Annotated in this window: 17 protein-coding genes and 1 tRNA gene; 11 read left to right on the forward strand and 7 right to left on the reverse strand. The window is 33.5% G+C overall.

The genetic code is table 11. From position 1 onward, the window contains the following. On the reverse strand, positions 1-488 hold a 488-nt coding region (locus tag RM538_RS07815; protein ID WP_311332862.1), incomplete at its 3' end, for a metallophosphoesterase family protein. A 68-nt stretch (positions 489-556) separates the two neighbouring features. Between RM538_RS07815 and truA the strand changes: the two genes are divergently transcribed. Continuing rightward, the gene (gene truA, locus RM538_RS07820) at positions 557-1,300 is read left to right on the forward strand and encodes a tRNA pseudouridine(38-40) synthase TruA (RefSeq protein WP_311333070.1); all 744 of its coding nucleotides are present in this window, start codon (positions 557-559) and stop codon (positions 1,298-1,300) included. 11 nt (positions 1,301-1,311) lie between these two features. Continuing rightward, complete coding sequence (locus tag RM538_RS07825; protein WP_311332863.1) at positions 1,312-3,075, forward strand: ABC transporter ATP-binding protein; 1,764 nt, start codon at positions 1,312-1,314, stop codon at positions 3,073-3,075. Here RM538_RS07825 and RM538_RS07830 read toward each other — a convergent pair. Genes RM538_RS07830 through folP form a run of 3 tightly spaced genes read right to left on the reverse strand, consistent with a single transcriptional unit; the run spans position 3,039 to position 5,569 of the window. After that, positions 3,039-3,980, reverse strand: a complete 942-nt coding sequence (locus RM538_RS07830) for a DUF3667 domain-containing protein (RefSeq protein WP_311332864.1) — start codon at positions 3,978-3,980, stop codon at positions 3,039-3,041. The genes RM538_RS07825 and RM538_RS07830 overlap by 37 nt on opposite strands. A 1-nt stretch (position 3,981) precedes the next feature. Continuing rightward, a complete protein-coding gene (locus RM538_RS07835) occupies positions 3,982-4,770 on the reverse strand; it encodes a diadenylate cyclase (RefSeq protein ID WP_311332865.1) in 789 nt (262 codons plus the stop codon). Between the two features lie 25 nt (positions 4,771-4,795). Further along, complete coding sequence (folP, locus tag RM538_RS07840; protein WP_311332866.1) at positions 4,796-5,569, reverse strand: dihydropteroate synthase; 774 nt, start codon at positions 5,567-5,569, stop codon at positions 4,796-4,798. A gap of 107 nt (positions 5,570-5,676) precedes the next feature. On the opposite strand from folP, the gene RM538_RS07845 reads away from it, so the two are divergent. The 9 genes from RM538_RS07845 (at position 5,677) to hemN (ending at position 13,604) form a co-directional block, all read left to right on the forward strand. After that, positions 5,677-6,213 (forward strand): DUF1599 domain-containing protein, encoded by a 537-nt coding sequence (locus RM538_RS07845; protein WP_311332867.1) that lies wholly within the window; start codon positions 5,677-5,679, stop codon positions 6,211-6,213. A gap of 8 nt (positions 6,214-6,221) precedes the next feature. Then, on the forward strand, positions 6,222-7,319 hold the full coding sequence (locus tag RM538_RS07850) for a BT_3928 family protein (protein WP_311332868.1): 1,098 nt from the start codon (positions 6,222-6,224) through the stop codon (positions 7,317-7,319). 3 nt (positions 7,320-7,322) lie between these two features. Next, entirely contained in the window at positions 7,323-8,399 is a 1,077-nt protein-coding gene (locus RM538_RS07855; protein ID WP_311332869.1) for an ABC transporter permease, read from the forward strand. Between the two features lie 63 nt (positions 8,400-8,462). Then, positions 8,463-9,212, forward strand: coding sequence for a triose-phosphate isomerase (gene tpiA / locus RM538_RS07860; RefSeq protein WP_311332870.1), 750 nt, complete (start codon positions 8,463-8,465; stop codon positions 9,210-9,212). Positions 9,213-9,215: 3 nt separating this feature from the next. After that, positions 9,216-10,049: a 50S ribosomal protein L11 methyltransferase gene (gene prmA / locus RM538_RS07865; protein ID WP_311332871.1), complete on the forward strand. Its 834-nt coding sequence runs from the start codon at positions 9,216-9,218 to the stop codon at positions 10,047-10,049. 18 nt (positions 10,050-10,067) lie between these two features. Continuing rightward, a complete protein-coding gene (locus tag RM538_RS07870; protein WP_311332872.1) occupies positions 10,068-10,343 on the forward strand; it encodes an ATP-dependent Clp protease adaptor ClpS in 276 nt (91 codons plus the stop codon). A gap of 166 nt (positions 10,344-10,509) precedes the next feature. After that, complete coding sequence (locus tag RM538_RS07875; RefSeq protein ID WP_311332873.1) at positions 10,510-11,367, forward strand: zinc-dependent metalloprotease; 858 nt, start codon at positions 10,510-10,512, stop codon at positions 11,365-11,367. 110 nt (positions 11,368-11,477) lie between these two features. Continuing rightward, a tRNA-Arg gene (locus tag RM538_RS07880) sits at positions 11,478-11,551 on the forward strand. Positions 11,552-12,206: 655 nt separating this feature from the next. Further along, on the forward strand, positions 12,207-13,604 hold the full coding sequence (hemN, locus tag RM538_RS07885) for an oxygen-independent coproporphyrinogen III oxidase (protein ID WP_311332874.1): 1,398 nt from the start codon (positions 12,207-12,209) through the stop codon (positions 13,602-13,604). A gap of 189 nt (positions 13,605-13,793) precedes the next feature. Here the strand turns inward: hemN and RM538_RS07890 are convergent, their stop codons facing one another. The 3 genes from RM538_RS07890 to RM538_RS07900 are packed head-to-tail and all read right to left on the reverse strand — an operon-like array spanning position 13,794 to position 15,186. Then, positions 13,794-13,973, reverse strand: coding sequence for a hypothetical protein (locus RM538_RS07890; protein ID WP_311332875.1), 180 nt, complete (start codon positions 13,971-13,973; stop codon positions 13,794-13,796). Positions 13,974-13,991: 18 nt separating this feature from the next. After that, positions 13,992-14,699, reverse strand: a complete 708-nt coding sequence (locus RM538_RS07895; protein WP_311332876.1) for a sulfite exporter TauE/SafE family protein — start codon at positions 14,697-14,699, stop codon at positions 13,992-13,994. 40 nt (positions 14,700-14,739) lie between these two features. Beyond that, positions 14,740-15,186, reverse strand: coding sequence for a FixH family protein (locus tag RM538_RS07900; RefSeq protein WP_311332877.1), 447 nt, complete (start codon positions 15,184-15,186; stop codon positions 14,740-14,742). Positions 15,187-15,215: the final 29 nt, after the last annotated feature.

A 15,215-nucleotide genomic window follows, 5' to 3' on the forward strand; every position in this document is an offset into this window, starting at 1 on the left:
CTAGGAAATTCTATTACTTCTAGACTTTTTATTTGTTTACTATCTATTTCAAAGCGAAGCATAGTTCTTACTTTGTGAAAACCATGTATTCCTATGGCACCAGGATTCATGTGTAGTAAATCTAATTTAGTATCTCTCATCACCTTTAGTATATGAGAATGACCAGAGATAAATAGATTAGGAGGGTTAGTTTTTATTTCTTCTCTAATAGCTTTTGAGTATCTGTTTGGATAACCGCCAATATGAGTAATCCAAACATCAAGCTCTTCAATAATAAACCTATTATTAAGAGGGAATTCCTGTCTTATTTTTAAGTTGTCAATATTACCGTATACTGCTCTAATCTTTGCTACTTCGCTAATAGCATCTGTAACTTTTAGATCACCAATATCTCCTGCATGCCATACTTCATCTACTTTGTTTGCGTACTCAATAATTTTGCTGTCTATGTAACTATGCGTATCACTTAGAAGAAGAATTTTTTTCATTACAGTCAAGGTTGTTTATTTGGTAGCATACTTTGCGTACCTTTGTAGTTATAAAAGTACTAGTTTCCTTGCGATATTTTGTTGAGCTATCTTATAACGGAAAAAACTATTATGGTTGGCAAATACAACCAGATGTTATTAGTGTACAAGAAGTTTTAGAAATAAAATTATCAACTTTTTTTAGGGATCAAATAAAAATAGTAGGTGCAGGGAGAACAGATGCTGGGGTTCATGCAAAACAAATGTATGCACACTTTGATTTTGAAGGTGAAGTTGATTTAACTCCTAAAACTATTTTTAAACTTAATTCTTTTTTACCGAAAGATATCTCTGTGTATAAACTTCATAGTGTTCCAAAAGATGCACATGCTAGATTTGATGCCACTGAACGTGGCTATGAATACGATATTTCGTTACAGAAGAACCCTTTTTTAGAAGGCTTGATGCATGAGCTTCATTTAATACCAGATGTAGATTTAATGAATAAAGCGGCATTAATGTTATTAGGGAATAAAGATTTTCAATGCTTTTCTAAAAGTCATACAGATGTAAAAACGTACTATTGTAATGTTAAGGAAGCAGTTTGGGAGCAGAAAGGAGATTTTTTAAAGTTTAAGATTTCAGCAGATAGATTTCTTAGAAATATGGTAAGAGCTATTGTTGGTACTTTACTAGATGTTGGATATGGTAAAGTTGCTGTCGAAGATATTCCTTCATTAATAGAGAGTAAAGATAGAACTAAGGCTGGAGCATCTGCTCCGGCACATGGTTTATATTTAACAAAGGTTTTGTATCCCAAAAATATACTATAGATTTAGACTGTATGGCAAATTCTGGAAAGGCATTCGATTTTAAATTGTTTAAAAGGCTATTAGCTTTTACAAACAACTACAAGGCTGTTTTTTATTTTGTAGCTGTTTCTGCAATAATTATGTCTGGTTTAGCTGTGTTAAGTCCTAAGCTATTGCAAATTGGAATTGACGAAGCTATATTCCCAAGAGACTCAAAAAAGTTAGTCACTATTATTTCTTTAATGCTTGGAGTCTTAGTTCTAGAAGTTATTTTTCAATTTGGATTTATTTTTTATGCCAATTGGTTGGGGCAAAATGTTGTTAAGGATTTACGCATCAAACTTTTTAATTTGATGATGCGTTTTAAAATGCAGTATTTTGATAAAAGTGCTGTTGGCCGACTTACGACAAGAGCGGTAAATGATATAGAAACTATATCATCTATTTTTAGTCAAGGTCTATTTATGATTATTAGCGACTTGCTTAAAATGGTTGCCATAGCAGGAATCATGCTTTATACAAGCTGGAAACTCGCTTTAATAGTTTTTGCTATCCTTCCATTTATATTATATGCAACTAGATTGTTCCAGAGAGCAATGAAAACTGCTTTTGAAGAAGTGAGAAATCAAGTGGCTAACCTTAACTCTTATGTTCAAGAAAGAATAACAGGAATGAAAATCGTTCAGATTTTTACGCGCGAAGAAAAGGACTATAAAGAGTTTAAAGAGATTAACGAGAAACATAAGAAGGCTTGGGTTAAAACAGTTTGGTACAATTCCATTTTTTTTCCTATTGCAGAGATGTCATCTTCTATCGCAATTGGACTAATAGTATGGTATGGTGGTTTAAATGCAGCTGAAGGCGGAGTGATAACTTTAGGAATTATTACTGCCTTTATTCAATATTCTCAAATGTTTTTTAGACCTCTTCGTCAAATAGCCGATAAGTTTAATACCCTACAAATGGGTATGGTAGCGGCTAATAGGGTTTTTGCAATTTTGGATACCAAATCTCATATTGTAGATACTGGAGAGAAAAACCTAGAAAATGCAAGAGGAGCTTTGGAGTTTAATAATGTAGTGTTTGGATATAATGAAGAGGAAACTGTAATAAAAGGGATATCTTTTACGGTAAAACCTGGGGAAATTATTGCTATTGTTGGAGCTACAGGTGCTGGTAAGTCTACTATTATTAACTTGCTAAGTCGCTTTTATGAGATTAATAGTGGTTCAATTTCGGTAGATGGCACTCCAATAAAAGAATATACTCTAAGTTCACTTAGAGATAATATTGCAGTTGTTTTACAAGATGTGTTTTTATTTGCAGATACTATTTTTAATAATATTACGCTTAACGATGCATCAATTACAGAAGAAGATGTAATTATGGCTGCGAAGCAAATAGGAGTACACAAATTTATTAAAACACTACCTGGAGGTTATCAATATAATGTAAAAGAAAGAGGCTCTATGCTTTCTTCTGGACAGCGTCAGTTAATTGCATTTTTAAGAGCATATGTAAGTAAACCCAGTATATTAGTTTTAGATGAAGCGACCTCTTCGGTTGATAGTTATTCTGAAGAATTAATACAAACAGCTACTGAAAAAATTACCAAAGGAAGGACTTCAATTGTTATTGCGCATAGGTTGGCAACTATTAAAAAAGCCGATAAAATTTTAGTGATGGATGCTGGTAAAATTGTAGAAGTTGGAAATCACCAAGAACTTTTACAAAAAGAAAATGGCTATTACCGAAATCTCTACGAAGTCCAATTTATGACAGAAGAGGCGATATAACTTATTCCTTGTTTTGCTTTTTGGGCCTCAATTGCATCTTCTGGAGAAATAACACCAGTTAACACCATTACGATTCCTGCTATAATACTTAATACTAAAAATAAGGGAATTAGTATAGCTATGAAAAGAAGCAATTTTAAGATTGTTTTAATCCAACTTAGTTTATAGAGTTTCTTTAAAACATAACAGAAGTACAAAATTTGTATTGGTAGAACAAGCATTAACATTGTATGAAAGACGTCGGTAAACCAAACTGTACAAAAGTATATTAGTATTGATACTATAGATGTATGCGATTGTGCATATAAATTAATAATAAGGTGCTCTGCATAATTGTATTTTTTGTTTTTAAGGAATACTAACCTTGAAAAGAATGCAAATAGAGGAATGAAAATAAAGAAAATGACTGTTTGGTATTCAAATACCTTTTGGTTTATTGTTTTTCCAATTTCTTTCTGAAATTCATCTTGACTTTGTTGGGTTGTAACTATTTCAATTGCTTCTATATATGCATCATTAAAGAGAAAGAAAAATAGCCCAGTAAGTGTAATGGCTATAGTAAAATACCCAAACGCATTTATATACCTTTTTCTTACTCCATTAATATAACCCCCAATAACTTCTTCTGGTTTTGTAAAAAGATGAATAAAAGTTTTTACGGGTTTGTTAGTGTCAATGTTTAAAAATGAAGCTGTTGTCTCATTTGCAATATGCTTGAGTGTTAATCTTTGATCTATCACTTTTGCGCCGCAGTCAAAACAAAACTTTGCAGATGAATCTAATGGTGTATGGCAATTTGCACAATGAGAAGCTATTTTTTGATGTGTTGATGGTAAACTTTCAGATGTAGAAACTTCTTTATTTACAGGAGCTACATTTTCTTCAGGAGTTTTTTTTTCTTCCATATTACATCAGGTCTTTTTGTAATAGTAATTGTAATTCATCTATATCATCAAACAACACAAAATCACCTTCTTTTAAATAAGATATTTGTCCATTTTCTTCAGAAACTACAATAGATACAGCATCTGTTTTTTCAGTAACACCAAAGGCAGCCCTATGGCGTAATCCAAATCGCAACGGAATGCTTTTATCGTTAGAAACTGGTAAAATAACTCTTGTTGCTGTTATAAAATTATCTTCTATAATCATAGCGCCATCATGTAGTGGACTGTTTTTATAAAAAATACTTTCTATAATAGGTTGGTTTACCTCAATTTGCATAGTGTCTCCTGTATGTTTCACAAAATCAAGACTATTATTGCGCTCAATTACAATAATTGCTCCTGTCTTACTTGCGCTTAGTTTTTTACAAGCTTCAACAATGGCTTTTATGTTGGTAGAGCTATCTTGGCTTTTGTTAAGAGTAAAAGCCTTAAACTTTTTGAAAAATCGTCGTCTAGCACCAAAGTTTGTGGAACCTAACATTAATAAAAACCTTCTAATTTCCTGTTGGAAAACAACAATTAAGGCAAACATACCTACCCCTAGAAAACCACCTAATATTTTACTAAGCATTTGCATTTGTAACAATTCGGTTAATCGCCAAATTCCATATACTATTACAATTCCTATAAAAATATTGATAGCAACAGTACCCTTAACTAGCCTATATAGATAATATAAAAGAGCTGCGACAAGAATAATGTCTACAATATCTATAATTCTAAGGGTTGTAAAATCGAAAATTTCCAAGAGGGTGGTTTTATGTAAAAATAGGTTATTTTTTTAAGTTATTGTAAAGTGTAATACACTCCATTGCTTCTTTTACATCGTGTGCTCTAAGGATTTTTGCTCCTTTTTCAAGTGCAAACATATGCAACGCAGTTGTACCGTTTAGGGCTTGGTCTGGAGTGATTTTTAATGACTTATATATCATGGACTTTCTAGAAACTCCCACTAACATAGGAATATTAAGAATTTTAAAATGTTCAAGATTATTAAGTAATTTAAAATTTTGTTCAATGTTTTTGGCAAATCCAAATCCTAAATCTGCAACAATATCATTTATCCCAGCTTTTCTAGCATTATTAATTTTTTCAGAAAAATAATATGTAACCTCTTTTATAATATTGTTATAGTTAGCGAGTGATTGCATTGTTTGTGGTTCTCCTTTCATGTGCATTAAAATATACGGAACTTGTAGCCTTGCAACAGCCTCATACATTTTTGTGTCTAAACTTCCACCAGAAATATCATTTACTAAAGTTGCTCCAGCTTCAACAGCTTTTATAGCAACTTCACTTCGGAAAGTATCAACAGAAAGTAAAGCTTCAGGAAATTTGTTGTTAATTGCTTCTATAGCTGGTAGTATCCTTTTAATTTCTTCAGAAACTGAAATATCAACTGCGCCCGGTCTACTACTATATCCACCAATATCTAAAAAAGTAGCTCCATCGGTAAGCATTTTTTCTGCTTGAGATAAAACAGTATCTAAAGTATTAGTCTTTCCCCCATCATAAAAGGAGTCTGGGGTTACATTAATAATCCCCATTACCTTTGGTTTAAAAAGTGCTACGAGCGTACCTTTACAATTAAGTGTTTGCAATTTTTTAATTTGATTAATTTAAGCGAAATTTACACAAAATCCAGCACATCCTAATGGCAAATACATCTCAACAATACGATAGCGTAATTGAAACTTGTAGAACGTTGTTTATTAACAAGACAAAAGACTATGGTAGCGCATGGAGAATACTTAGACTTCCTTCGTTAACAGACCAAATTTTTATTAAAGCGCAACGTATTCGAGGACTACAAGAAAATAAAGAAAGAAAAGTAGACGAAGGAGAAGTGTCAGAATTTATTGGTATTATTAATTACAGTATTATGGCACTAATACAACTAGATAGAGGAGTAGTTGAGCAACCTGATCTTAATGCAGATCAATCGTTAAAGTTGTATAATGAAAAAGTTGCTGTCACCAAACAACTTATGCAGGATAAAAACCATGATTATGGTGAAGCATGGCGTGATATGAGAGTGTCTTCGTTAACAGATTTAATTTTACAGAAGTTATTACGTGTAAAACAAATAGAAGATAATAAAGGAAAAACAATAGTGAGTGAAGGTATTGATGCTAATTATCAAGATATGATTAATTATGCAGTCTTTGCACTTATTCATTTAAACGAATAACATTAATTATGAAGGTATTAGTAGGAGTAAGTAGAATTTTTGTTGGTATATTTTTTATTATAAGTGGACTTATAAAGCTAAACGACCCAGTTGGTTTCTCATTTAAGTTAAAAGATTATTTTGCGCCAGACGTACTTAATCTTGAGTTCTTAGCTCCTTACGCCTTAATTATTGCAATTTTTGTGGTTATTTATGAAGTGCTACTAGGAGTGATGCTCATTTTAGGATATGCCAAAAAATTCACTTTATGGAGTCTTCTAGGGATGATTATATTTTTTACATTCCTAACATTTTACTCAGCTTATTTCAATAAAGTTACAGATTGTGGTTGTTTTGGAGATGCTCTCAAACTAACACCTTGGGAATCTTTTTGGAAAGATATCGTGTTGCTTATTTTAATTTTAGTTCTATTTTTCGGAAAACATTATATACAGCCTTTCTTTACAAAAAGAATAAGAAGCATTGCTGTTTTTGTGAGTTTTATATTCTGTCTGTTTGTGACTTATCAAGTTTTACAACATCTTCCATATGTAGATTTTAGGCCTTACAAAATTGGAGCAAATATTACTGAAGGAATGGAAGTTCCTGAAGGAGCGCCAAAACCTATTTTTGAATACAACTGGAAGTTTAATGTAAATGGAGAAGAAAAAGTAGTAACTACCAATGGAGATTACCCGAGTGTTGAAGGAGAATTTATTGGTGTTGAAACCACCGAAATTCAAAAAGGTTACGAACCACCTATACATGATTTTAGTATGGAGAAAGAAGGAGAAGACTATACAACAGAGTTTCTTAATGAAGATAAATTAATAGTTGTTATTGCTTATAGTATGGGTAATACCGAAAGAGAGGGGTATTCAAATATTAAGAACGCTACAGATGCTGCGATTGCAAAAGGATACAAAGTAATTGGGCTTTCTGCCTCTTCATCAGAAGTTACAAGCACAATTGTTGGAGCAGAAAATCTTGATTTCGAATTTTATTTCTGTGATGAGACAACATTAAAAACTATTGTTAGAAGTAACCCTGGAATTTTAGAACTTTCAAAAGGAACTATACTGCAAAAACTGCATTGGAATGATGCTGAAGATTTAAAACTACAGTAGCATATGGCAAAGTATATACTAGCAAAAATAGGATATGCCTTGCTTACTCTTCTTGGTGTTGTAACTGTAATATTTCTGTTATTTACCATTCTTCCTGGAGACCCTGCGCGTATGATGCTAGGGCAAAATGAAAATGCTGAGCAGATTGCTATTGTAAAAAAGAAATATGGTTTTGACAAACCTATCGGTATTCAATATTTACAGTATATTAATGACTTATCTCCACTTTCATTTCATAGTACTAACAAAGAGGACTATACATTTCTTTCAGAAAATAAGTATAGAGGAGTTTCATTATTTGAAATTGGTTCAACAAAAATTGCTTTAAAAGCTCCTTACCTACGAGAATCGTTTCAAAAAAACGGAAAAAAAGTAACTAGTGTTATTGGAGAAACATTGCCCAATACATTTGTTCTAGCTGTATCTGCAATTTGCATTGCTATGTTGTTAGGAGTTTTATTGGGGGTAGTTTCAGTCCTGTTTAAGGATGCTTGGATAGATAAACTTATACAATTGATAAGTACTTTTGGAATGAGTGTGCCTTCCTTTTTTAGTGCTATTATTTTTGCTTGGATATTTGGTTTTGTTTTAAAAGAGTACACAGGCTTAAATATGACTGGCAGCTTGTATGAAGTAGATGATTTTGGAGAAGGGAGCTATATACAATGGAAAAACCTAATTCTCCCAGCCATTGTTTTAGGGATACGTCCCCTTGCGGTAGTAAGCCAGTTAATGCGCAACTCTTTACTAGAAGTATTAAGTCAAGATTATATAAGAACCGCTAAAGCCAAAGGCTTATCTTTTTTTAGAATTATAAAGAAGCATGCACTTAAAAATTCATTAAATCCTGTAGTTACAGCCATTTCGGGTTGGTTTGCTTCAATGCTTGCTGGGGCTGTATTTGTGGAGTACATTTTTGGATGGAATGGATTAGGGAAAGAAATAGTAGATGCTTTAAATACATTAGATTTGCCTATTATAATGGGAGCAGTAATAGTAATTGCCTCTTTATTTATACTTATAAATATTTTGGTTGATGTAATTTATGCTTGGCTAGATCCAAAAATTAGAACACAGTAAACTTAGATTAGCATTAAACCAAATTAAAATTAATTTAAAAAAACCTTGTTTAGGGATTATATTATGAGAAGAAAAATTGTAGCTGGAAACTGGAAAATGAACAATAATATTTCTGAAACAGAAAATTTATTAAATAAATTAAAAATGCAAGTAATTCCAGAATCTGTCTCTGTAATGGTCGCACCTGCGTTTACTAATCTGTTTTCGGCATTTAATTCATTAAAAGAACATCCAATAAAGGTTATTGCTCAAAATATGCATCAATCACCAAATGGTGCCTTTACTGGAGAGGTTTCAGCTGGAATGTTAAAAAGTGTTGGAGTTTCAACAGTAATTTTAGGTCATAGTGAACGTCGTGTCTATTTTGGGGAGACTAATCAATTATTGGCCGAAAAAGTAAATGCCGCTCTAAAGAATAACATGAATGTTATTTTTTGTTTTGGAGAAGAGCTTGAAGATAGGAAAAGTAAATCTCATTTTAAAGTGGTAGCTTCTCAGTTAGAGAATGGGTTGTTTCATATAGAACAAGCTAATTGGGATAAAATTATTCTTGCTTACGAGCCCGTTTGGGCTATTGGTACAGGAGAAACAGCAAGTCCGGACCAAGCTCAAGAAATGCATGCCTTTATTAGAGAAACTATTGCAAATGCCTATTCTAATGAAATTGCTAATAGGGTTACAATTCTATATGGGGGTAGTGTTAAACCAGCAAATGCAAAGGAAATTTTTGAAAAACCTGATGTAGATGGAGGACTTATTGGTGGTGCTGCACTAAAAGCAGAAGATTTTATGGCAATAGTGAATTCGTTTTAAAAAATGACAAACTATATAGAATATACTTTTATAATAAACCCACTTCACCCTGGAACTGAAATTCTCATTGCTGAATTAGGAAGCGTTGGCTTTGAAAGTTTTGTTGAAAATGAAAAGGGAATAGCTGCATACATTCAGAAAACAGATTGGACTGAAACAGTTTTAGAAGATATTTACATTCTTAAATCTAATGAGTTTGAAATTTCTTTTAGTAAAAAAGAAATAGAACAAGTTAACTGGAATCAAGAGTGGGAAAAAAACTTTACTCCTATTGAAGTAGATGGCTCTTGTGTTGTTAGAGCACCATTTCACAAAACTTTTAATGTTGATTTTGAAATTGTAATTGAACCAAAAATGTCTTTTGGGACAGGCCATCATGAAACTACATTTATGATGTTGCAATATATTTTAGAAAATAAGTATTCAAAAAAAAGTGTTCTTGATATGGGTTGTGGGACAGCTGTGCTCGCAATTCTAGCTAAAATGAAAGGAGCAACTCAAGTTGATGCAATAGATATAGACGATTGGTGTGTAGAAAACTCAATTGAAAATTGTAATCGAAACGGCTGTGAAGATGTTAATGTAATCCTTGGTGATAAAGGTGCATTGCCTAATAAGCCTAAATACCATACTATTATTGCGAACATAAATAGAAACATATTGCTAAACGATATGAATCAATATGTAAAGTCTTTAAAAGAAAAAGGAGAAGTATACCTAAGCGGTTTTTATCTTGAAGATTTATCAATTATAAAAAACCATTGTAATACGCTCGGGCTTACTTTCGTTTCAAATAAAGAAAGCAATAATTGGGTTGCTGCAAAATTTGTATATTAGATTACCAAGTTTTACAACATGAGTACCAAAGAAAAAAAACAAGAAGACGTACTAGTCTTAGAGAAAGAAGATCAAGAAAATCAAATCGTACTGTATAATGATGACGTTAATACATTTGATCATGTTATAAACACACTTATCTATGCATGCGATCATACAGAGGAGCAAGCACATCAATGTTCAATTATAGTTCATTATAAAGGAAAATGTACTGTAAAAACAGGGTCTTTTGACGACCTAAAACCCAGATGCTCAAAACTTTTGGAAGCAGGGTTAAGCGCTGAAATAGTTTAAACGGTTTTTTGGTTTATATTGAATTATAATCAGTAAAACACCTTTTATATTAACATAAATACATTTATTTTAACACTTTATTAATGATTTGGTAATAATTTTTAGTAAATTTACAATAGGTTAACCTAACAAACTTAATATTTTACTAATCACTAATTCATTAACTATGAGAAAATTAAAGTATGGACTCATAGGCATTTTATGCCTTGGTCTATTTGCTACATCTTGTTCTAAAGATGAAGCTGAAACACAAGAAGAAGTTAATTTAACAAAAGAAGTCCCACAAAGAATCCTCGATATGGTTGAGGAGCTTAATATGAATAAGGACCTTGTTAAATACGATCTCTTTCACTTCCCAGATGGTACTACTGAAGAACGACTATTTATCGAAGAAGATATTGTAATTACCGAAAAACAGCTTAGCGACATGCATGCATTGCACATGGAAGCTGTGAATAATGGTAATCGCCAATACAGTACAAATAACTTAGTTAGTCAAGGAAGAAATATTTCTATCATTGGATATACTGGCGGAAGTCAAGCACTCTCAAATAAGGAGCGTACAGCACTACAATGGGCTGTTAATAATTATAATCGTCTAAGTGGAGTGTCTATTAGTTTTTCGCTTACGTTTGGTACAGACTACCAGAGTAAAGACATGGTAGTATATAATAATACTGTAAATAACCCTAATGGTGCTGGTGGTAGTGCTGGATTTCCAAGTGGTGGTTTGCCATATAAATTTGTACAAATTTATGGTTTAAGTGGATATAGTACTAACGTAAATGAGCATGTTATCACTCATGAGATAGGTCACTCTGTTGGTTTTAGACATACAGATTGGTTTAGTCGTCAAAGTTGTGGACAAAATGTGAACGAGGGTAGTGCTGGAGTTGGAGCAAACCATATAAATGGTACACCAACAGGATACGACCCTACCTCTATTATGTTAGCTTGTTTTAGTGCTAGCGCAGATGGAGAGTTTAATAATAATGACATTACTGCATTAAGAGCACTTTATTAATTAATATAACATATAACTTAGTAAATCTTAAATGCCATCTATTAGATGGCATTTTTTATTATAAATTAGGTGGTAACTAATTAGTATTTTTTATATTTGCACCCCTAATTGGCCACGTGGCGCAACTGAATAGCGCACTTGATTACGGCTCAAGAGGTTGCAGGTTTGAATCCTGCCGTGGTCACTAACTTTAAAAGCTCTTTAAGTAAAATGCTTAAAGAGCTTTTTTTTCTTCATTTTAGAAAAATAAAGTCGTAATTAAGATAAAAAATGCGAAGTTAAATTACGTGATAAGTAGGTAAGCCATAATTCAATAACTTCGAATTGATCTGGTTTATTTATATTTTTTTTCAGTTTAAAATTTTTAAAAAATATGTTTGATGATGCTACTTATTCCACATCAAATTACTTCAATTTTCATACAAAAATGTAAGAGATATAATCTAATTTTTCCAATAGCTATTAGATTAATGATTAGCTAAAAGTATAACTGACAAAAGTCATAAAATTCTTTTCGCATCAACTTTAATTTTGTCCAGTAATATTAAAACAACAGATATGACAACTTTTGCAAAATTAGAGAAAGATTTCACGGAAAATGTAATGGGCTATTCAGTATTGGGAATAATACTCTCTACGTGTCTTGGTTCTATAGCAATTTATCAAATATTAAAATTCGGTAATGGATTTTTAAACATGGCACTTGTGATGCTATGTGTAGCTATCTGCTCAATGCACAATGCGGCAATTCTCACAGTACAAAAACCAATATTAATCTATAGACTTTTGACTGCAAGCATAATTATAAATGGTCTAATCATCCTAACAAGCCTTTTTATATGAAGAGTGACGCTTATTTAGTTTCTAAATATAATGTCCCGGGTCCACGATACACAAGCTATCCCACAGTCCCATACTGGGAAGGGGATAGCTTTTCAGTTTCGAGCTGGAAAGAGAGTTTAAAAAAGGGACTAAGCCTACCTAATGATAAGGGAGGTTTAACCATAAGCGGAAAGCGACCGAGTATCAGCCTATACATCCATCTGCCATTCTGTGAGAACATGTGTACGTTTTGTGGATGTACAAAAAGAATAACAAAGAATCATTTGGTAGAGAAACCATATATCCAAGCATTGCTGAAGGAATTGAGAATGTATACCGGAATCATAGGCCATCGACCCTTGATACAGCAACTTCATTTGGGTGGTGGAACACCCACGTTCTTTTCTGCTGAAAATCTGGAAGACCTGCTAATTGGAATTTTTGAAATTGCCGATATGGCCGAAGAAGTTGAATTTAGTTTTGAAGGCCATCCCAACAATACCACGCGGGAACACCTTAAGATGTTCAACCGAAATGGATTCACCAGAGTTTGTTACGGCGTACAGGATTATAACGAGACGGTGCAGAAGGCCATAAACCGTATTCAGCCTTTTGAAAATGTAGAATGTGCTACTTTGGAAGCACGTTCAACTGGATTCACTTCAGTAGGCCACGATATTATATTTGGGCTTCCATTTCAGACTCAAGAGGACGTAATTAATACCGTCAAAAAGACTATAAAATTGATGCCAGATCGCATCGCCTTTTACAGCTATGCACACGTACCTTGGATAAAAGGAAATGGTCAGCGTGGATATAGTGAAGAACATTTACCATCACCTGAACAGAAGCGATTGCAGTATGAAATAGGAAAAAAAATGTTACTAAAGGCAGGCTATGTAGAAATTGGAATGGACCATTTTGCGTTAAAATCAGATGCGCTTTACAAGGCTCAACAGGCAGGAAACATCCACCGTAATTTTATGGGCTATACATCTTCCAAAACTGATGTCATGATTGGCCTAGGCCTCTCAGCCATTAGTGACAGTTGGTATGGCTTTGCCCAAAATGTAAAGACTTTGAAAGAATACTACGAACTATTGCGCAACGATACCTTACCCGTAATGCGTGGTCATATATTAAATGAAGAAGACCTCGTTATTCGTAAACACATTCTGAACTTAATGTGCAATTTTGAGACCTCTTGGGAAAACAAAAACCAGTTTTTCCCAGAACTATCCTACGTTCTGGCACAGCTCAAAGAACTCGAGGGTGATGATTTGATTGTCATTAAATCTCAGAAACTTCTTGTAACAGAAAAGGGCAAGGCCTATGTAAGAAATGTATGTATGCCTTTTGATCTTAGATTACAGCGTAAGAAACCGCAGACCAAATTATTCTCGATGACAATCTAAACGAATACAATCGATGGTTTTGAAAGGGAAACACCAGATAGTGTTTCCCTTTTTTAATTCTTGAATGCTTTCTTACCTCATTATCTATTCGATAAAATGTAATTAACTCATTTGTAACCAAAACATGATTGCAGTTAAATGATGAAATTGTAATCCCAAATAAAATCAATACTGGTGATTGTATAATGATTATTTTTTTTGCGTAAGCTCATCTTCTTCAGTTTTGTTGGAATTTTTAGATCCATTCTTCTTCCCGCTATTCATCATTCCTATTACAATAGCGGTAAGTATCACGCAAACCAGCGCAAAAACACCGATGATGATAGTGCCCATTCCCCAGTCCACAAGTGGTAAAAAAAGTGCTTTCATATTTATATTGTTTTTTAATTAATGACAACTGTGTTTTGATGTTACTTTTTCAATAGCCACGGTTTCTGGTGGCGAAATAAATTTGATGCCCAACCCCATACCTCGTAATATGAATAGCATACCAATAATGATGACAAAAACCGGAATAACATTTATAACCTTTTGGCGAATGCCCGCCTTTAAAAAATTTCCCATATATACCGCCGTGGTCATCAACGGTACGGTACCCATTCCAAACAATGCCATATACATTGCACCATGCCCAGCGCCACCACTTGATAAAGCTCCAAAAATTGCCATATAAACTAGTCCGCATGGTAACAAGCCATTCAAAAATCCTATAGTAAAAAAGGTACCTGTATCTTTCTTTTTAAGCTCGGCTCCCAAAGCGCTTTTCACTTTGCCAACAGCCATATAAATTGGTCTCGAAAAATTATAGCGGTTAAACATCTTTACCGGAACTAAGACCACCACAATCATCAGGATGCCTATAATGATGCTCAACTGTTGCTGAAACCCGAAAAGGTTCAGACTCATACCAGCCAGTCCCACAACCGCACCCAATAGTGCATAGGTTACAAGACGTCCAGCATGGTAGCTTACCAGCTGAAATAACCGTTTGATAGGGCTCTTACGATCCAACGGTAGCAAAAAGGCGATAGGCCCGCACATACCTACGCAGTGTAGACTTCCTAAGAGACCAAATAATATTGCAGACCAAATCATATCAAAGATTTATTTTTTGTTTTTGGTAAATGGTTAAGTGTTAATACACAATTTCTTCTTTGTACATAAACGGCTTACCTTCATATTCCCATTCTAACGTAATGTTCCAACGACCGCCCAACAAATATTCATCAGGTATAAGCAAATGTGAATTAGTAAGGGCTATTGGTAGCTCCTTATCTAGCTTTTCATTGGACGGTCTGTACAGGAACAATTTTCCGTCAATTTTTTTTGGCTCCAACTCAGACGGAAATACTAATTCCCAGCCGCCATCAACCTTGTGGCTCTGTATTTTTTCGGCCAAGTTTTGAGTGTTTGTCTCGGCATCTATCTCGAGCTGGTATACCATTTCTTTGGCATAATAATCCTCAGTTACCATATCGTGGTCAAAAGCATCTTCTGTTGTCATTCGGAACACCAGATACAAGATAAACCCTATAAATAGAGCCATCCCAATCACGATGCCGGTTCCCCAATTAAACTTCATAGTATACTGTTTTTAGTTGCTTCCTGCTG

Origin of the sequence: Patiriisocius hiemis, from assembly GCF_031846325.1 — a bacterium.
Lineage (GTDB): Bacteria > Bacteroidota > Bacteroidia > Flavobacteriales > Flavobacteriaceae > Patiriisocius_A > Patiriisocius_A hiemis.